General features: G+C 61.8%; 2 protein-coding genes. Both read left to right on the top strand.

What is annotated here, in order from left to right:
- The first annotated feature begins 8 nt into the window (after positions 1 to 8).
- On the top strand, positions 9 to 12380 hold the full coding sequence (locus tag HWQ56_RS11590) for a non-ribosomal peptide synthase/polyketide synthase (RefSeq protein WP_245217839.1): 12372 nt from the start codon (positions 9 to 11) through the stop codon (positions 12378 to 12380).
- The gene (locus tag HWQ56_RS11595) at positions 12377 to 21472 is read left to right on the top strand and encodes a non-ribosomal peptide synthetase (protein ID WP_176570567.1); all 9096 of its coding nucleotides are present in this window, start codon (positions 12377 to 12379) and stop codon (positions 21470 to 21472) included. The genes HWQ56_RS11590 and HWQ56_RS11595 overlap by 4 nt, the downstream gene beginning before the upstream one ends.
- Positions 21473 to 21495: the final 23 nt, after the last annotated feature.

Genomic DNA, 21495 nt, shown 5'->3' on the forward strand with positions numbered 1-21495 from the left:
ATATTTCAGTGCAAGCGTTGCTCGACTCCGTAAAATCGTTGTCCACCAAAGAGCGTCAGGCTCTAGCCCAACTCCTTAAGCGCCAAGGAGTCAACTTATACGGAGTCACGCCTATCTCCCCAAGGGACCTTGGGGAGACGCTTTCACTGTCATACGCGCAACAACGTCAGTGGTTCCTGTGGCAGCTGGACCCGCAGGGTAACGCCTACAACATTCCGGTTGGCCTGAGGTTGTCGGGAGCATTGAACCTGGACGCCTTGCGCGCCAGTTTCGAACAGCTGATCGACCGTCACGAGACGCTGCGCACTACCTTTCACCTGCTGGATGGACAGGCGGTTCAGGTCGTCCACCCCACGTCTCCCTTTGACCTGCAAGTGGCCCCCCTGCCGACAGATGGCCGTGACCCGCAAACCCTGCTCAAGGTACTGGTCGAGGAGGAGATCGGGCGGCCTTTCGATCTGGAGCAGGGGCCTCTGCTGCGCGTAAAACTGTTGCGCCTGGCACCTGATGAGCATGTGCTGGTGCTGACGATGCACCATATCGTTTCAGATGGTTGGTCCATGCCCATCATGGTCGATGAACTCGTGCAATGTTATGCAGGCCTTTGTGCCGGTCGGCCGGCGCAGTTTCCTGCGTTGCCCATCCAGTATGCCGACTATGCCATCTGGCAGCGCCGGTGGATGGAGGCGGGAGAGCAGGACAGACAACTGGCCTACTGGAAGGCGCAACTGGGCAGCGACAATCCCGTTTTGGAGTTACCCACCGATCATCCCCGCCCTGCGAACCAGAGTTATGCCGGAGCCACGCTGAGCATCGAGTTGAATCGCGAACTGGTCCGGCAACTCAAACAGCTTGCCAAACAACAGGGTGTAACACTGTTCATGGTGCTGCTGGCCAGCTTCCAGGCATTGCTACACCGTTACTCCGGCCAGAATGACGTGCGTGTGGGCGTGCCCATCGCCAACCGTAACCGAGCGGAAACGGAAAGGCTTATCGGCTTTTTCGTCAACACCCAGGTGCTCAAGGCCGAGTTCGATCCGCAGACCACTTTCACGGCACTGCTGCAACAGGTGCAACACACATCGCTGGCCGCGCAAGCGCACCAGGATCTGCCGTTCGAGCAGCTTGTAGAGGCGCTCCACCCGCAGCGCAGTCTGAGCCAGAGCCCTTTGTTCCAGGTGATGTACAACCACCAGACCCAAGTGAAAGGCGAAAGCCGCAGCCTGCCCGGCTTGACCGTAGAGGGGCTTCACTGGGGCATCACCACTGCGCAGTTCGATCTCACCCTTGATACCTTCGAGTATGAGCATGATCTCGGTGCTTCGCTGCGCTATGCCACCGCGTTGTTTGAACCACGGACCATCGAGGCACTCGCCAGGCATTGGCGTCACCTGCTCGAGGCGATCGTCAAGCAGCCTGGGCAACTCATCGCAGAGCTGCCGTTGCTCGATGCTCAGGAGCGTGGGCAGGTCATAAATGACTGGAATCCTGAACCGCGGACCTTTCCGGCCGACCTGTGCCTGCACCAGCTGATCGAGGCACAGACTGCCCGGGCGCCCGATGCCGTCGCCGTTGTGTTCGAACAACAGGTCCTGACCTACCAGCAACTTAACCAGCGCGCCAACCAGCTGGCGCATAAATTGCGTGAGCAGGGCGTCGGACCGGATGTCATGGTGGGCATCGCCGTGGAGCGCAGCCTGGACATGGTGGTCGGCCTGCTGGGGATCCTCAAGGCCGGCGGCGCCTATGTACCGCTGGACCCTGAATATCCGCATGAGCGCTTGGCTTACATGATGGCCGACAGCGGCATCCAGTTGCTGCTGACCCAGGAACACGTGCTGGCGCGACTTCCCGTGCCTTCCGGCGTACAAAGCCTGCTGTTGACGGCGTTTCCTGGTTACAGCGATGCCAACCCGATCAATCTTGCGCGGCCTGAGAACCTGGCGTACGTGATCTATACATCGGGGTCCACGGGTAAGCCAAAGGGCACGTTGTTGCCCCATCACAACGTGATGCGTTTGTTCCAGGCTACACAGGGATGGTTCCAGTTCAATGAGCGGGACGTATGGAGCGTATTCCATTCCTATGCGTTCGATTTCTCGGTATGGGAGCTGTTCGGGGCGCTGCTGCACGGTGCCAAGGCCGTGATCGTGGCCAAGGATGTGGCACGTTCGCCCGAAGATTTCCATGCGTTGCTGGTGCGGGAACACGTGACCGTGCTCAATCAGACCCCCTCGGCGTTCAAGCAACTGATCCCGCTGGCCTGCGAGAGCCAGCATGGGCTAGCCTTGCGCTACGTGGTGTTTGGCGGTGAAGCGCTTGATGTAGGCAGCCTGGGTCCGTGGTTCGAGCGTTTTGGCGACCAGCAACCCCAATTGATCAACATGTATGGCATCACCGAAACCACGGTGCATGTGACGTACCGTCCGCTGAGCCGTGCCGACCTGGTGCAGGAAGGCGTCAGCCCGATCGGCGAGGTGATACCGGACTTGTCCTGGTACTTGCTGGATCACCACCTGAACGTGACTGCCCCTGGCTGCAATGGCGAACTTCACGTGGGGCAGGCAGGCCTGGCTCGCGGTTATCACGGCAGGGCGGCGTTGACGGCCGAGCGGTTCATTCCCGATCCCTTTGATACCAGCGAACAAGGCGGGGGGCGGCTCTATCGCACCGGTGACCTGGCACGCTACCGCGCGAGCGGCGTGGTCGAGTATGCAGGACGCATCGACCATCAGGTGAAGATTCGCGGTTTCCGCATCGAACTTGGAGAGATCGAGGCCAAATTGCAGGAGCATGCGGCCATTCGCGAGGCGCTGGTTCTGGACATCGACGGCCCCGGCGGCAAGCAACTGGCAGCCTATCTGCTGTTGACGCAGGGGCAGGCTGCGCAAGATCACGGCACACTGCGCGACCAATTGCGCGAGCATCTCAAGGCACTGTTGCCGGACTACATGGTGCCTGCGCATTTGATGTTCCTGGAAACGTTTCCACTGACCAGCAATGGCAAGCTGGACCGCAAGGCGCTGCCGGCGCCGGATGTCAGCGCCCAGCAGCATGAATACGTGGCCCCGCAAAGTGAGCTGGAACAGCAGATCGCGGCCATCTGGGCCGATGTGCTCAAGGTCGAGAAAGTCGGCCTCACCGACAACTTCTTCGAACTGGGCGGCGACTCGATCATCTCGATCCAGGTGGTCAGCCGGGCGCGTCAGGTCGGCATCCGCTTCACCCCCAAGGAACTGTTCCAGCACCAGACGGTGCAGGGCCTGGCTTCGGTCGCCAAGCAAGGTGACACCGACAGCCTGAAGATCGATCAGGGGCCGGTGACGGGCGAGGCCTTGCTGCTGCCGATTCATCAGCACTTTTTCGCATCGGACATTCCCCAGCGCCACCACTGGAACCAGGCCTTGCTGCTCAAGCCGGGGCAGGCGTTGAACGGGGATACCCTGGCGCAGGCGCTGCAGGCGTTGATCGTGCACCACGACGCCCTGCGCTTGAGCTTCGTCGAAAGCGCGGGCACCTGGACGGCCCATTATCGGGCCGTGGACCAGCAGCCGGTGCTGTGGCAACGCGAGGTCAAGGATGCGCACGCACTGGAGGCCCTGTGCAACGAGGCCCAGGCCAGCCTGAACCTGCAGGAAGGTCCGCTGCTGCGGGCGGTGCTGGCCACCTTGGCCGACGGTAGCCAGCGCCTGCTGCTGGCCCTCCACCACCTGGTGGTGGATGGGGTGTCCTGGCGTATCCTGCTGGAAGACCTGCAAGCGGCCTACCAGCAGCTGGACGCTGGCCAGGCCCCTCAGCTGCCGGCCAAGACCAGCTCGACCCAGGCCTGGGCCGAACACCTGCAAACCTATGCCCACAGCGAAACGCTACAAGCGCAACGGGCCTACTGGCACGCCCAGCTGGAAGGCGCCAGCGCCGACCTGCCGTGCGACAACCCAGAAGGTTCGCTGCAGGGCATTCATGCGGGCAACGCCCACACCCGACTGGACGCCACCCTGACGCGCCAACTGCTGCAACAAGCCCCGGCCGCGTACCGCACCCAGGTCAACGACCTGTTGCTGACGGCGCTGGCCCGGGTCATCGCCCGCTGGACCCAGCGCGATGACGTACTGGTGCAACTGGAAGGCCACGGCCGCGAAGAGCTGTTCGACACCGTCGACCTGACCCGCACCGTGGGCTGGTTCACCAGCCTGTTCCCGGTCAAGCTCAGCGCCGCCTCATCGCTGGATACCTCGATCAAGCAGATCAAGGAACAGCTGCGCGCCGTCCCTGACAAAGGCATCGGCTTCGGTGCCCTGCGTTACCTGGGTGACGAACCGGGCCTGGCACAACTGCCGGTGCCACGCATCACCTTCAACTACCTGGGCCAATTCGACGGCAGCTTCGCCGAAGGCGACAGCGCGTTCTTGACCCCGGCCATGGAACTGGCCGGCGCCAGCCAGAGCGAAACAGCGCCGCTGGCCAACTGGCTGGCGGTCAACGGCAAGGTCTATGGCGGCGAACTGAGCCTGAACTGGACCTTCAGCCGCGCGATGTTCAACGACGCGACCATCGAAGCGCTTGCCGCCGACTACGCCGAGGAACTCCAGGCGCTGGTAGCCCATTGCATCGAGCCCGGGCACGCCGGCCTGACCCCATCGGACGTGCCGCTGGCCCAGCTGAGTCAGGCGCAGCTGGACAGCCTGGCCATCCCGGCATCGCAGATCGAAGACCTGTACCCGCTGTCGCCCATGCAGCAGGGCATGCTGTTCCACGCCCTGTACGAGCAGGGTAGCGGGCACTACATCAACCAGATGCGGGTGGACGTCAAGGGCCTGGACGTGGATCGTTTCCAGGCCGCGTGGCAAGCCGCCGTGGACCGCCATGAGGTGCTGCGCGCCAACTTCGTCAACGGCTTCGAGCAGCCGTTGCAGGTGATCCGCAAGCAGGTAAAGCTGCCGTTCACGCGTCTGGAATGGCAGGGTACGCCGAACATCGAGCAGGCGCTCGATACCTGGGTCGAGGCGGAGCGTGCCCAGGGTTTCAACCTGGAGCGCGATCCGCTGATCCGGATCACCGTCATCCGCACTGCAACCGATACCCACCATGTGGTCTACACCAGCCACCACATTCTCATGGACGGCTGGAGCAACTCGCGTCTGCTGGGTGAAGTGCTGCAGGCCTATGGGGCGGTGCCAAATGCGGTCCAGCCTGGGCGCTATCGTGACTATATCGGCTGGTTGCATGCGCAGGACCCCGTCCACACGCAGACCTTCTGGCAACTGCAGCTCAATTCGTTTCAGGGGCCTACGCTTCTCGCGCAAGCCATGCCCAAGTACGACCTCGCTTCAGGCACTCGGCACGCCGAGCATTTGCAGGTGATTGATTCACCGCAGACAGCCCGCCTCAACAGCTTTGCCCGACAGCATCGCGTAACAGTCAACACCTTGGTGCAGGCCGCCTGGTTACTGCTGCTGCAGCGCTACACCGGGCAGGCCTGCGTGACCTTCGGCGCGACCGTCTCCGGACGCCCTGCAGACCTTAAAGGCGTCGAGCAACAGTTGGGGCTGTTCATCAACACGTTGCCGGTCATTGCCAGTCCCCGTGCCGAGCAGCGGGTCAGCGAGTGGATCGAGCAGGTTCAAGCCCAGAACCTGGCCTTGCGCGAGTACGAACACAGCTCACTGTCTGAGATCCAGCGCTGGGCTGGTGCTGCCAGCGAGGGCCTGTTCGACACGCTACTGGTGTTCGAGAATTACCCGGTCAGCGAAGCGCTGCAACAAGGTGCCCCGGCACGGCTTGAATTTTCAGGTACGCACCACCTTGAGCAGACCAACTACCCCCTGACGCTGCTGATGGGTTTGGGTGAGACGCTGTCTATCCATTACAGCTATGACCGTGACCATTTCAGCGATGCTGGTGTGGCGCAAATTGCCAGCCATTTCGCGCAGGTGCTGCAGTCCTTGGTGGGAGATTCGGAGCGTTGCATTGCCGAACTTGCGATGCTGAGCGTTGATGAGCAACAGCAGATCCTCGTCGACTGGAACCGTACCGCGCAGCCTTACCCGGCCGAGCAGTGCGTGCACCAGCTGGTCGAAGCCCAGGCGGCCCGCACCCCGGATGCCGTGGCGCTGGTGCATGGCGAGCAAGAACTGACCTACCAGCAACTCAATGGCCGTGCCAACCAACTGGCCCGTCAGCTGCGCGAACTGGGCGTCGGCCCCGATGTATTGGTCGGCGTGGCCCTGGCGCGTGGCCTGGACCTGGTGGTGAGCCTGCTGGCCATTCTCAAGGCCGGTGGCGCCTACGTGCCGCTGGACCCGGCCTATCCGCAGGAACGTCTGGCCTACATGCTGCAAGACAGCCAGGCACGGGTACTGCTGTCACAAGCGTCGTTGCTACAGCACCTGCCTCAAGACACCCCGGCCCACCTCGTGCTGCTCGATACCCTGGCACTGCAGGACTCTGCCAGCGACAACCTCACCCCCCTCAGCGCCCCGCAGAACCTGGCCGTCAGCATCTACACCTCCGGCTCCACCGGGCTGCCCAAGGGCGTGCTGATCGAGCACCGCAACATCGCTGCGCTGATCGGCTGGGCACACACGGTATACAGCCAGGACGACCTGAAGGGCGTGCTGGCGTGTACCTCGATCTGCTTCGACCTGTCGGTGTGGGAGCTGTTCGTGACCCTGTCGGCCGGCGGCTACGCGGTCATCGCGCAAAACGCCCTGGCGCTGCCACTGCTGGCAGCCAAGGACCGCGTGCACCTGATCAACACCGTGCCGTCGGCCATCAAGGCCCTGCATGATGCCGGGCAGATCCCGGCCAGCGTGCGCATCATCAACCTGGCGGGCGAACCGCTCAAGCAGGCGCTGGTGGACAACCTCTACGGCCTGGGCCATGTACAGCACGTCCATGACCTGTACGGCCCTTCGGAGGACACCACCTATTCCACCTGCACCCGCCGCGAGGCCGGTGGCCAGGCCAATATCGGCCGCCCCATCGCCAACAGCGCCGGCTACGTACTGGACGGCACTGGCAACCCGTTGCCGGTGGGTGGGGCAGGGGAGTTCTGCCTGGCCGGTGCCGGTCTGGCGCGAGGCTACCTGGGCCGTGCGGCCTTGACTGCCGAGAAATTCCTGCCCAACCCGTTCGACACCAGCGCCCAGGGCGGTGGCCGCCTGTACCGCACCGGTGACCTGACGCGCTACCGCGCGGACGGGGTGATCGAGTACGTCGGGCGCATCGACCATCAGGTGAAGATTCGCGGCTTCCGCATCGAACTGGGGGAAATCGAGCTCACGCTGTTGGCTCACCCATCGGTGCGCGAGGCGGTAGTGGTCGACATCGAGGGCCCTGGCGGGCGGCAGTTGGTGGCCTACCTGGTGGCCGACGGCGACGTCCAGGGGCTGCGCGAACACCTCAAGACCACGTTGCCGGACTACATGGTGCCGGCGCATCTGGTGTCCCTGGACGCGCTGCCGCTGACGCCCAACGGCAAGCTGGACCGCAAGGCGCTGCCGGCGCCGGATGTCAGCGCCCAGCAGCATGAATACGTGGCCCCGCAAAGTGAGCTGGAACGGCAGATCGCGGCCATCTGGGCCGATGTGCTCAAGGTCGAGAAAGTCGGCCTCACCGACAACTTCTTCGAACTGGGCGGCGACTCGATCATTTCGATTCAGGTGGTCAGCCGGGCGCGTCAGGTTGGCATCCGCTTCACCCCCAAGGAACTGTTCCAGCACCAGACGGTGCAGGGCCTGGCTTCGGTCGCCAAGCAAGGTGACACCGACAGCCTGAAGATCGATCAGGGGCCGGTGACGGGCGAGGCCTTGCTGCTGCCGATTCATCAGCACTTTTTCGCATCGGACATTCCCCAACGCCACCACTGGAACCAGGCCTTGCTGCTCAAGCCGGGGCAGGCGTTGAACGGGGATACCCTGGCGCAGGCGCTGCAGGCGTTGATCGTGCACCACGACGCCCTGCGCTTGAGCTTCGTCGAAAGCGCGGGCACCTGGACGGCCCATTATCGGGCCGTGGACCAGCAGCCGGTGCTGTGGCAACGCGAGGTCAAGGACGCGCACGCACTGGAGGCCCTGTGCAACGAGGCCCAGGCCAGCCTGAACCTGCAGGAAGGTCCGCTGCTGCGGGCGGTGCTGGCCACCTTGGCCGACGGTAGCCAGCGCCTGCTGCTGGCTCTCCATCACCTGGTGGTGGATGGGGTGTCCTGGCGTATCCTGCTGGAAGACCTGCAAGCGGCCTACCAGCAGCTGGACGCTGGCCAGGCCCTTCAGCTGCCGGCCAAGACCAGCTCGACCCAGGCCTGGGCCGAACACCTGCAAACCTATGCCCACAGCGAAACGCTACAAGCGCAACGGGCCTACTGGCACGCCCAGCTGGAAGGCGCCAGCGCCGACCTGCCGTGCGACAACCCAGAAGGTTCGCTGCAAGGGACTTACGCTTGCACGGTTCAGACGCGGCTTGATCAGCAGGCTACCCGAGCTCTGCTGCAACAGGCCCCGGCCGCGTATCGCACCCAGGTCAACGACCTGTTGCTGACGGCGCTGGCCCGGGTCATCGCCCGCTGGACCCAGCGCGATGACGTGCTGGTGCAACTGGAAGGCCATGGCCGCGAAGAGCTGTTCGACACCGTCGACCTGACCCGCACCGTGGGCTGGTTCACCAGCCTGTTCCCGGTCAAGCTCAGCGCCGCCTCGTCGCTGGACACCTCGATCAAGCAGATCAAGGAACAGCTGCGCGCCATCCCTGACAAAGGCATCGGTTTTGGTGTATTGCAGTACATGGGGCCAGAGCAGGCGGACCAGGCGCTCAAGCAACTGCCGGTGCCAAGAATCACGTTCAATTACCTCGGCCAATTCGACGCCGCTCCCCAAGCGCAGCAAGCCCAGATGGCTGCTGACCTGTTCCTGCCTGCCACTGAAAGCGTGGGGCGCAGTCAATCGGCATCGGCCCCTTTGAGCAATTGGATGTTGATCAATGGCCAAGTGTTCGAGGGTGAGCTAAGCCTGGGGTGGACCTTCAGCAGTGAGATGTTCGATTCGCAGGTCGTCCAGCATTTGGCGGATGAGTACGCTCGCGAACTCCGGGCACTGATCGATCACTGCCTCACGCCGAGTGTTTGCGGCCTGACGCCATCGGACGTACCGATGGCAGGCCTGAACCAGCAGCAGTTGGACAGCCTGCCAATTGCCGCGGGCGACATCGAGGATATCTATCCGCTGTCGCCCATGCAGCAAGGCATGCTCTTTCACTCGGTCTATGAGCAGGAGCGTGGGAACTACATCAACCAGATGCGGGTGAATGTCACCGGCCTGGACCCGCTGCGCTTCAAGCGAGCCTGGGAGCTTGCGCTCGAACGCCATGAGGTACTACGTGCCGGTTTCGTGACCCAGTTCGAGCACCCGGTGCAGATAGTGCGCAAGGGGGCACGGTTACCCTTCGTGGAGCTGGACTGGAGCGGCCATCCATCGCTTGAGCAAGCTCTGGAGGAAAAAGCGTCTGCCGACCGTGTGCACGGTTTTGACTTGCAGGACGCACCGCTGCTGCGCCTGACCCTGGTGAAAACTGCGGAAGGTCAGCATCACCTCATCTACACCAACCACCACATCCTCATGGACGGCTGGAGCAACACTCAATTGCTGGGCGAGGTACTGCACAGTTACGGGGGCGGGACGATCAATGGGCAGGTCGGCCGCTACCGTGACTATATCGAGTGGCTGCACCGCCAGGACGCGCAGCAGCGTGAGGCATTCTGGCACCAGCAACTGGCGCCCTTGAACGAGCCAACGCGACTGGCCCAGGCACTCTGGCAGGACGACACGGCGCTGGGTGAGGGGCAAGCGGAATATCGGCATGTTGTCGATGCGCAGCACACCGAGGCCCTGAGTCGTTTTGCTCGCCAGCAACGCGTCACCGTCAATACGCTGGTGCAAGCTGCATGGCTGCTTCTGCTGCAGCGCTACACCGGTCAGCAAGGGGTTGCATTTGGTGCCACGGTAGCCGGTCGCCCTGCGGAGCTTCGTGGCGTGGAACAGCAATTGGGGCTGTTCATCAATACCTTGCCCGTGGTTGGCAACCCGCGGCCAGACCAGTGGGTAGGGGAATGGCTTGAGCACCTGCAAGCGCAAAATATCAGCCTGCGTGAATTCGAGCACACGCCTTTGTATGACATTCAGCGCTGGGCAGGGGTGGCCGGTGAGGGAATGTTCGACACCCTGCTGGTATTTGAAAACTACCCGGTATCCGAAGCACTGCAGCGGGGGGCGACGTCGGGTCTTGTCTTTGCTGGCACCCAGGTTCGCGAGCAGTCGAACTATCCGCTGACGCTGATGATTGGCCTGGGTCAGGAGTTGTCGATCAATTACCTCTTTGATCGAGCGTTCTACACCGAAGAGGGCGTGCGCCGGATTGCCGAGCACTTCAATTGCCTGTTGACCGCCCTCGCGGTGAATGCGCAGACCCCTGTCGGCAGGCTGCCAATGCGCGATGCTGACGATACGCAACGGGCCATCGGCCACCGTCCAACCCAGAGCCCATACCCTCAGGATCGTTGCGTTCACCATCTGTTCGAAGCTCAGGTGCACGCGACCCCCGATGCGCCAGCGTTGCTTTTCGGTGAGCAGACGGTGAGCTATCAGCAACTCAACGCTCGAGCGAATCAACTGGCGGCAAAGTTGCGTGAGCTGGGGGTCGGCCCAGATGTACTCGTGGGGATATCCGTGGAGCGATCGGTGGAGATGGTGGTAGGCCTGCTGGCGATCCTCAAGGCAGGCGGCGCCTACGTTCCCCTGGACCCGCAATACCCCCGCGATCGCCTGGCCTACATGCTGGAAAACAGTGGCGCCAGGCTGTTACTGACGCTCAGCCACCTTCGTGCCCAGTTGCCCGCCAGTGGTATTCAAGCCTGGTGCATGGACACCGACTGGAATCAATTACAGGGTTATGGCTGCGACAACCTGGAGGTGACGATACATCCCGAACACTTGGCCTACTGTATCTATACCTCTGGCTCGACCGGCCAACCCAAAGGCGTGGAGGTGCGCCATCAGGCGTTGGTCAATTTCCTGGCCAGCATGAGCTCGCAACCCGGTATCGAGTCAACCGACAGGGTGTTGGCCCTGACGTCGCTTTCCTTCGATATTGCCGCGTTGGAACTCTATGGCCCGCTACTGGCCGGGGCGTCCGTGGTGCTCTTGGCCGATGGGCAAAACAAGGACCCCGCGGCACTGCAGTCGGTGCTCGATCAATACCGTGTCAATACGGTCCAAGCCACACCGTCTACCTGGCGAATGCTGGTGGAAAATGTGCCGAGCTCTGTGTTGGCCGGGTGCAAGGTGTTGACCGGAGGTGAGGCTTTGCCTCGTGACCTGGCCGAGCAGTTGCTGCAGCTGGGCGGGTGTGTGTGGAACCTCTATGGTCCAACTGAAACCACAGTCTGGTCGGCGGCCCATCGACTGGACCCACATCACCGTGAGCCTCTGTTGGGCACTGCCATTGCCAATACCTCGCTGCACGTCATGAGCGCTGACCTCAGCGCCACACCCGTGGGTGTAACCGGCGAATTGCTGATTGGCGGCGATGGTCTGGCTCGAGGTTATCAGCGACGTGCAGCACTGACCGCGGAGCGCTTCGTGCCCGACCCCCATGAGGGGAGTGAACAGGGTGGGGGGCGGCTTTACCGAACGGGTGACCTGGTCAATTATCGCCCGGATGGGCTGCTCCAGTATGTCGGCCGGATCGACCATCAGGTGAAGATCCGCGGGTTCCGTATCGAGTTGGGAGAAATTGAAGCCAGACTCGTTGCCGAAGCTGCCATCCGGCACGCGGTAGTGGTGGATATCGAGGCTGCCGGTGGCAAGCAACTGGCAGCCTACCTGGTGCCGGTTGCCGAACAGGTACCCGGGGCCGATCAACTCGTGGCCCTGAACAACGATCTGCGTGAGCGGCTACGAACAAGCCTGCCTGACTACATGATTCCCGCGCACTGGGTATGGCTGCCAGCGCTGCCCATGACACCCAATGGCAAGCTCGACCGCAAGGCCCTGCCTGCACCGGATGCTGCTCAGTCGCAGCAAGGCTATGTCGCCCCCCGCAGCGAACTCGAGCAGCAGATAGCTGGGATCTGGGCGCCACTCCTGAACCTCGACAGGGTGGGGCTTAACGACAACTTCTTCGAGCTGGGCGGGCACTCGTTGTTAGCCCTGTCGGTCCTGTCACGCCTGCAATTGGCCCTTGGGCTGACGGTTGAGCCGGCTGCGCTGTTCCAGTACCCGGTGCTCGCTGATTTCGCCGCCCACATCGAGACCATGGGTAGCACTGGCGACTTTGACGAAAAACTGCAGCGCCTGGATATGCTGTTTGAGGATTTTGAGGTGATTGAATGAGTACCGATGTCGCGCTGAATATCGCCAAGCGGTTCGTGACCCTGCCGCTTGCCAAGCGCAGGGTGTACCTGGAAAAAATGCACGCCGAGAATATTTCGCCGGCCAATTTGCCGATCCCGGCGGTGAAAGCGCTTTATGAGCGCATTCCCCTGTCCTATGCCCAGCAGCGCCAATGGTTTCTCTGGCAGTTGGAGCCGCAAGGCTGCGCCTACAACATGCCCACTGCGCTCAGGCTGAAAGGGTCGTTGAATGTTGATGCGCTGCGGGACAGTTTCCGGGCACTCATAGAGCGCCACCAGACATTGCGCACTACCTTCGGGCAGGCCGAAGAGCAGTGGGTGCAGATCATTCACCCCGTCGGTGAATTTGCCCTGCGCGTCGAATCCGCCCAGTGGCGCGAGGAGGACAGCATTGGGCCGCAACTCAAGCAGTGGGTGGAGGCGGAGGTACACCAACCCTTTGACCTGGAGAACGAATGGCCGCTTCGGGTAAAGCTGCTGAGCCTGGGGCCTGATGACCATGTGTTGCTATTGACACTGCACCACATCGTCACCGATGGCTGGTCCATGCAGGTCATGGTCGATGAGCTTATCCAGTTCTACGCCCATTTCCATGCAGGCGCTTCGTTGAACCTCCCGGACTTGCACGTTCAATACGCTGATTACGCCATCTGGCAGCGGCACTGGATGGAGGCCGGGGAGCAGGAGCGCCAACTCGCCTATTGGCAATCGGTGCTGGGCAGTGAGCACCCGGTGCTGGAGTTGCCAACCGATCGACCCCGCCCGGTCATGCAAAGCTTTACCGGTGCCAGCCTGGGTTTTGACCTTCCCCAGGACCTGGGCGCGGCCCTGAAACACTGCGCCCACCAGCAAGGTGTAACGTTATTCACCCTGTTGCTGGCCAGTTTCCAGACGCTGCTGCACCGCTATTCCGGGCAGGATGAGATTCGCGTTGGCGTGCCTATCGCCAACCGCAACCGCGTCGAGACCGAGCGCTTGATTGGCTTCTTTGTCAATACTCAAGTGTTGAAAGCCGAATTTGATCCCCACACCACCTTCAGCGGCTTGCTTACGCAGGTCGCGAACACGGTGCTGGCTGCGCAAGCGTACCAGGAATTGCCGTTCGAACAATTGGTGGAGGCTCTGCATCCGGAACGCAGTCTCAGCCACAGCCCTTTGTTTCAGGTCATGTACAACCACCAGACGCAGGCTCAAGCCACGCGCCGCAGCTTGCCCGGGTTATCGGTGGAAGGCATCACATGGGAGCGCCAAACGGCGCAGTTCGACCTGACCCTCAACACATTGGAGCGCACCGACGGTCTGGGCATCGAGTTCAATTACGCCACCGCGATGTTCGACAAGGCTTCCATCGAGCGCATGGCCGAGCACTGGTGTCAGTTGTTGCGAGCCATCGCCGAGCAGCCTCAGCAGCGGATCGAAGAGCTCTCGATGCTGAACGAGTCGGAGCAGCGCCTGATGATCGAGCAGTGGAACCGTACCGCTGCTCCGTACCCGAATGCACACAGCGTCCACGGCTTGATCCAGGCACAGGTGGGTAGAGCACCGGATGCCACTGCCTTGCTGTTTGGCGAGCACCGGTTGAGTTACCTTCAGTTGAACCAGCGCGCCAATCGACTCGCGCACGCCTTGCGAACTCGGGGTGTCGGGCCGGATGTGCTGGTGGGGATCGCCATGGAGCGGTCAATGGAAATGGTCGTCGGGCTGTTGGCAATTCTGAAGGCCGGTGGGGCTTATGTTCCGTTCGACCCGGAATACCCGCGCGATCGACTGGCGTACATGATGCAGGACAGTGGTATCGGCCTGTTGTTGACCCAGGCTGGCTTAGTGGACCAACTGCCGATTCCCGACCTGGTGGAGAGCCTGGTCGTAGAGGCAGATGGCCGCGGGTTGGAACCTTATAGCGATGCTGATCCCGAAGAGCTGAACGTTGGGGCGCACCTGGCGTATGTGATCTACACCTCCGGTTCAACCGGCAAGCCTAAAGGGGCCGGCAACTCGCACCAGGCGCTGGTCAATCGGCTGTGGTGGATGCAAAACGCCTACGGGCTGGACGCCAGCGACACGGTCTTGCAGAAAACCCCTTTCAGCTTCGATGTGTCGGTCTGGGAGTTCTTCTGGCCGCTATTGACAGGCGCCCGACTGGTGCTGGCCCAGCCAGGCGATCATCGTGACCCCGAACGCCTGGTTGAAATCATTTGCGCTCGCAATGTTACGACGCTGCACTTTGTGCCTTCCATGCTCCAGGCATTCATGGGCACTGAGCATGTGGAGCGATGCAGCAGCATCACGCGGCTGATCTGCAGCGGTGAAGCGTTGCCGGCGGATCTGTCCGAACAAGTTCTGAAGCGCCTGCCCGCGAGTGGTTTGTACAACCTGTATGGTCCGACGGAAGCCGCCATCGATGTGACTCACTGGACCTGTCAGCCCCATGTCAAGGGTAGCGTGCCGATCGGGGTACCCATCGATAACCTGAAGGCTCATATTCTCAGTCGCTGTCTGTTGCCGGTTCCCCAGGGGGTATCGGCCGAGTTGTACCTGGGCGGTACTGGCCTGGCGCGGGGCTATCACCGGCGGCCAGCGTTGACTGCCGAACGTTTCGTTCCGGACCCTTATGACCAGAGTGAGCAGGGTGGTGGCCGGCTGTATCGTACCGGCGATCTGGCACGGTATCGGACGGGGGGCGTGATCGACTACGCCGGACGTCTCGATCACCAGGTCAAGATCCGCGGGTTGCGAATCGAATTGGGCGAGATCGAAACCAAGTTGCTGGAATACCCCGGTATCCGAGAAACCGTGGTGATTGATATCGATGGCGTCAACGGCAAGCAATTGGCAGCTTACCTCGTGGCCGATAAACCCGATGCAATCGTGCAAGACGAACTGCGCGCGCACCTGAAGGTGTCGTTACCGGACTTCATGGTGCCCACCTACTTGATCGAGGTCGAGGCACTTGCGCTGACACCCAACGGCAAACTGGACCGAAAAGCCCTGCCCAAGCCCGATGTCACACAGCGTCAGCACGTCTATGTCGCGCCGCAGGGCGAGCTGCAAGAGCGCCTCGCGGCCATATGGGCGACCGTGTTGAAGCTCCAGCAAGTCGGCATTACCGATAATTTCTTCGAGCTGGGTGGCGACTCGATCATTTCGATTCAGGTCGTCAGTCGGGCGCGACGCGAGGGAATTCGCTTTACCCCCAAACAGCTGTTCCAGCACCAGACCGTGCAAGGGCTGGCCGCGGTCGCCGAATACGGGGCAAATGCCTCGCCGGCCAGCGATCATGGGGTATGCAGCGGGCCGGTGAAGCTGCTGCCGGCTCAGCTTGCCTGCCTTGAACGCTCGGATAACCGTGAACTCTACCAGTTGCTCACACCACGACAACCGTTGCATGCCGGGCACTTGCAACAGGCCCTTGAAGTGGTGGTACAGCACCATGATGCGTTGCGGTCAACCTTCAGGGAACCAGGCAGCGCCTGGATTCGTACCCAAGCTGAACAGCAAAGTGCCTGGGACGAAGCCCCGCTCCTCTGGCGTGCCGAACTGGAGGGGGAGCCTGAGCTGGCCGCATTGCATCAGGAACTGGTGCAAAGCCTCGATTGCCACCAGGGGCACGTCACTCGTGCCGCGCTGGCAAGCTTGGCCGATGGTACACAACGCTTGCTGTGGGTCGCTCATCCACTGGTCATTGATGCCGCATCCTGGCCTATCCTGCTTCAGGACCTGGAGAGGGTCTATACGCTGCTATGTGCTGGCCACCCGGTCCGACTGGCGACAAAGACTCATTCGGTTGCCGCGCTGGCCGAGGGTCTGCAACGAGGCGCGACGGACGAAGGTCTGCAGGCCATATTGGCATCACTATCGGCCGAATGGGCGGGGGTCACCACCGACCTGCCCGAGCTCGACGAAGGCGACTCGAGCCTGCAAACGCCGGAAGGGCGGGTGCTCGTGCAGCTGGGGCGGGAGCACACCGATGCGTTACTGAACAAGGCCCCGCTGGCCTACCGAGCTCAGGTCGAGGACCTGCTGCTGAGTGCGTTGACCCCGGTCCTTGCCCGCTGGACAGGCGGCGAACGGGTGGCGGTGCTATTGCAGGGTGATCACCGTAATGCCCGTCTGGAAGGTGTCGATCTGCATCGTACAGTGGGCGCTCTGACCTGCCAGTACCCGGCTGCGTTGAGCGGACACTCAGACCTCGGTGCCTCGATCAAGGGCATCAAGGAACAGGTGAGTGCGGCGCGTGAAAGAGGTGTAGGCCTGGCCGCGCTGCGTTATCTGGGTAGCGAGCCGGCGCGGCGTGCTCTCGAAGCGTTACCGGTACCCTCAATCTCTTTCAGTTACCAACCGCCCTTGGATTGTGCCTTGTTCGAAGCCGTCAATGCGGTGACCTTGTCCACCGCAGCGGTGTCTGTTCACGCACAGGTACAGGCGGGCCAGTTGCGGTTCGATTGGGTATTCAACCACTCGAACCTTGCCAAGGCGCGCGTTCAGCAACTGGCCGATGACACCCTGCGGGCCTTGCAGCAAGTGGTCGCACATTGCATGGCGCCAGAGGCGGGAGGTGTAACCCCATCCGATTTCCCGCTGTGTGCGTTGAGCCAGGCCCAACTGGACAGCCTCCCTGTGCCTGCCGCGCAGATCGAAGATATATACCCATTATCGCCGACGCAGAAGGGGATGCTTTTTCACTCGATCGAAGACGCCGGTGACGGGTTGTACATCAACCAGGTCAGCCTGCCGATCAAGGGGTTGAAGGTAGCGGAGTTTACCCAGGCGTGGGCGGCTGTCATCGCCCGCCACGCAATGTTGCGCACAAGTTTTCACTGGGCCGGTCTGGATGAGCCAGTACAGGTGGTACACACACAGGCGCAGATGCCCCTGCGTCAGGTTGACTTGCAGGCACAAGGGAATGCGCAGGGAGCGGTACAGGACCTTGCCCGGCAGGAGGTGCTGGCGGGTTTCGACATGGCCAAGGCTCCGCTGCACCGCATGCTATTGGTGCAGCTTGATCCTGCGACCTACCAAATGGTGTGGACCAGCCACCACTTGTTGATGGATGGCTGGAGTAAGTCCAGGCTGTTCGCCGAAATCATGCAACATTATTCCGGTCATCCTGTCACCGCTGACACAGGAAGCTACCGGGACTTCATCGCCTGGCTACAGGCACAGGACAAAACACGTCAAGAATCCTTCTGGCGCGCCAGCCTGGCCAACAGTGAGGTTACCTCGCTGAGCCAGGCGATCCATCCCCGTCACGTTTCGGTGCAAGGCGGCCACCACGCTCTGTATACGCGCCGGGACAACACCTGGACGGCGCGTCTTCAGCAGTACTGCCGCCAGTTGCGCATCACGCCCAATACCCTCGTGCAAGGCGCATGGTTGCTGTTGTTACAGCGTTATACCGGCAAACGCACGGTCACATTCGGGGCCACCGTGGCGGGCCGTCCGGAGGGGCTTGCCCACTCGGATACGATGCTTGGGCTGTTCATCAACACGCTACCCGTTTCCCAGACGCTGGATCCTCAGGCTCGGCTGCAGGACTGGCTCCGGGACCTGCAGGCCTACAACCTGGAGTTGCGCAACTGGTCTCATACCCCGCTCAACGAGGTTCAGCGCTGGTCGGCGGCGCCGGGCCAGAAGTTGTTCGATAGCATCATCGTCTTTGAAAACTACCCTATCGACGAAGGGTTACGTGAAGCGCCCGAAGCGGGTGTCCAGTTCGGTGACTCCAACGAGGTGGGGGTGACCAACTTTCCGATGGACCTTGCTGTGCATTTGAACGACACCCTGATGATCGAGTACCTCTATCTACGGGACAGCTTCAGTGAAGCTGCGGTGGACGGAATCAGGGAGACGATGGAGGCCGCGCTGGAAGCCATGCTGCGTGAGCCTGACGCATTATTGGGCAACCTTGATTACCTGCCCGCGGCACAACGCCAGGCTACCCTGCACTGGGGGGCGCAGCCTCACACGAGCTACCGCGACGAGTTGCTACCCGACTTGATTGGCGAACAGGCCGTGCTGCGACCCACGGCGACCGCAGTCGTTTGCGGGACTGAGCGGATCAGCTACGCGCAGTTGGATCTGCGCTCAACGAAGTTGGCCCATGCCCTTCGCTCACGCGGGGCTGCCCCGGAAATCATTGTTGGGGTGGCCTTGCAGCGCTCGGTCGAACTGGTGGTCACGCTTCTGGCTGTCATGAAAGCAGGAGCGGCCTATGTACCGCTGGATCTGGACTACCCACGTGAGCGTCTGGCCTGGATGATGGAAGATTCGGGCATGTCTCTGCTGGTTACCCGCCCGGGGTTTGCCGAAAATTTGCCGGCGCATGACCACTTGGGTGTGTTGACCCCAGATGCCGAACCGAGCCAGGCCGAGCCACGCCTGGCGGGCAAGCGCCTGGATGAGCGAAACCTGGCCTATCTGATTTATACCTCTGGTTCTACCGGCAAGCCCAAAGGCGTCGCGGTGACGCATGGGCCGCTGAGTCGACATTGCCAGGCAATCACGCACCTCTACGAAATGGGACCGCAAACCCGCGAGCTACACTTCATGTCTTTTGCCTTTGACGGTGCGCAGGAGCGGTGCTTGAGCGTACTGGCCAGTGGCGGCACGTTGGTTGTGCGTGAGAGGGATCTGTGGACCGCCGAGCAAACCCTGGAGGCTCTCTGGCAGCACGAAATCACCATCGCCTGCTTTCCACCGGCCTACCTCAAGCAACTGGCCGAAACAGTGCACAGCCGCGGGCTCAAGCCGCCGCCTGTGCACATTTACTGCTTCGGCGGCGATGCTGTGCCCGAGCAGAGTTTCGAGCAGGTCAAGGCTGCACTCAAACCTCGGTTTTTCACCAACGGCTATGGGCCCACTGAAACCGTGGTCACGCCGTTGCTATGGAAAGTACCGGCTCACAGTCATTGCCAGGCGGCCTATGCGCCCATCGGTCGTGCGGTGGGCCTGCGTTCCCTGGCGGTCGTGGACGATGAACTCAACCCCCTGGCCTTGGAATTCTCCGGTGAATTGATGATTGGCGGCGACGGTATAGCGCGTGGTTATCATGGGCGCCCTGCGCTGACCGCTGAGCGGTTTGTGCCTGACCCGCAGGGTCAAGGCACCCGGATGTACCGCAGTGGCGACCTGGTAAGACGCCGTCCCGATGGGGTCGTGGAATATGTCGGTCGGATGGATCATCAAGTGAAGATCCGCGGTTTCCGTATCGAACTGGGGGAAGTCGAGGCATGCCTGCGGGCACAGTCAGGCGTGCGAGATGCGGTGGTAGTGGTACGCGAGGGGCCCTTGGGCAAGCAATTGATCGGGTACGTGGTTGGGGCGCAGCAGTCGCTGGCCGAACTCAAACGCGCGCTTGCCGATGTGCTGCCCGACTACATGGTGCCTTCGCATCTGGTAGAAATGGCCGCTTTGCCACTGACACCCAATGGCAAGCTCGATCGAATTCGCCTGCCCGAACCTGAACTCGCCGACAGCCAATACGTGGCACCGCGCAACGAGCGCGAAGGGATACTGCTACAGATCTGGCAGAATGTCCTGCAGGCCGAGCAACTGGGCGTTACCGACAACTTCTTCGAGCACGGCGGCGACTCGATATTGAGCCTGCAAGTCGTTTCACAGGCTCGCAATCACCCGCAGTTGCAGATGGACCTCAAGCTGCGTGACCTGCTGCGTTACCAGACGGTTGAAGCGATTGTCGCCAACGCTGATGCGCAACTACCGGGTAGCGTGCCGGCCCGTACGCAGGCGGTCGAGGGCACGTTCAACCTGGCTCCCATCCAGGCATGGATGTTCGCGCAAAGCCTTCCCGAGCCGGCGCATTTCAACCAGGCCCTGTTGCTCACGCCGCAGGAGCCGTTGGACCTGAAGGCGGTGGAATATGCGTTGCGATGTGTCGAGCAGCATCATGACGCATTGCGCCTGCAATTTCATCAACGAGAGGGGGGCTGGGTACAGTCTTATGCAGAGACCAGGGGTGAGGAGCAAGATCGCCTGACGTCGCGCGCCGTCGGCGATGCAACGCAAATAACCGTTTTGGCCAATGAGGTGCACCGCAGTTTCGACCTGGCTGAGGCGCCCCTATGGCGGGCCGTGCATATTCAACTGCCGGACGGGCAGGAGCGGTTGTTGCTGGTGCTGCACCATTTGCTCATGGATGGTGTTTCATGGCGCATTCTGCTGGAGGATTTGCAGGCGGCGTATCAGGCTTGCCGCCAGTCCCGGGAGGCATTGTTGCCAGCCCGTACCAGCAGTTACCAGACATGGGCGCAGCGCCTGCAAACCGAGGCCGGGCGCATCGAGCAACAACAGGCACAGTGGTGGATGGAGCAGGTGAGCCACGAAGGCGCGCCACTGCCCTGCGCCAACCCACGCGGGCGCAACGAGATCAGTCAACAGATCGTTGCCCAGCGCCACCTTTCGCCAGATCAGACTGCTCTGTTGCTCAAGCACGCGCCGATGGCCAACCGCAGTCAAGTCAGCGAGGTGTTACTGACGGCGCTGGCCCGCACCCTGTGTCGGTTGAGCGCGCAAACGGCAGTAACGATCCAGCTAGAAGGGCACGGTCGTGAAGACCTGTTTGAGGGCGTGGATGTCTCGCGTACGTTGGGCTGGTTCAACAGCCTTTTCCCGGTCCGCTTGGTACCCGGCCTCGAAGGGGAGGCGGGCGCTGCGCTTCTCGCTGTTCAGCGGCAGTTGGCAGCGGTACCGGACAATGGCCTGGGCTACGGCGTATTGCGCTACATGGGCAGCCCTGAAGTCCGCAAGTGCCTGCATGAGTCGCCGCAGCCCAAGGTGACGTTCAACTATCTCGGCCTGTTCGACGCTGGGGCGCAGGACCATGCATTGTTCAGCTCAACCGCCGAAGACTCGGGGGATAGCGTTCATCCACAAGCGCGCCTGGTCAATGACCTGCAGATTGTGGCGCAGGTCCACGACGGTGTGTTGTCGGTACGTTGCATCTACAGCAAACGTCGCTATCGAGCCGAAACAGTCGACGCGATGATGACGCTCCTGGTGAGCGAATTGCACGTTCTGATCGACCATTGTGTGGCCGTCTCCCGCCTTCGCTAAGGGCGGGAGTCGCGAATTTTTTC

This window comes from Pseudomonas eucalypticola, assembly GCF_013374995.1.
Lineage (GTDB): Bacteria > Pseudomonadota > Gammaproteobacteria > Pseudomonadales > Pseudomonadaceae > Aquipseudomonas > Aquipseudomonas eucalypticola.

Coding starts and splice junctions, on each gene's coding strand:
- HWQ56_RS11595 (WP_176570567.1), top strand. CDS start 12,377: ATGAGTACCGATGTCGCGCTGAATATCGCCAAGCGGTTCGTGACCCTG.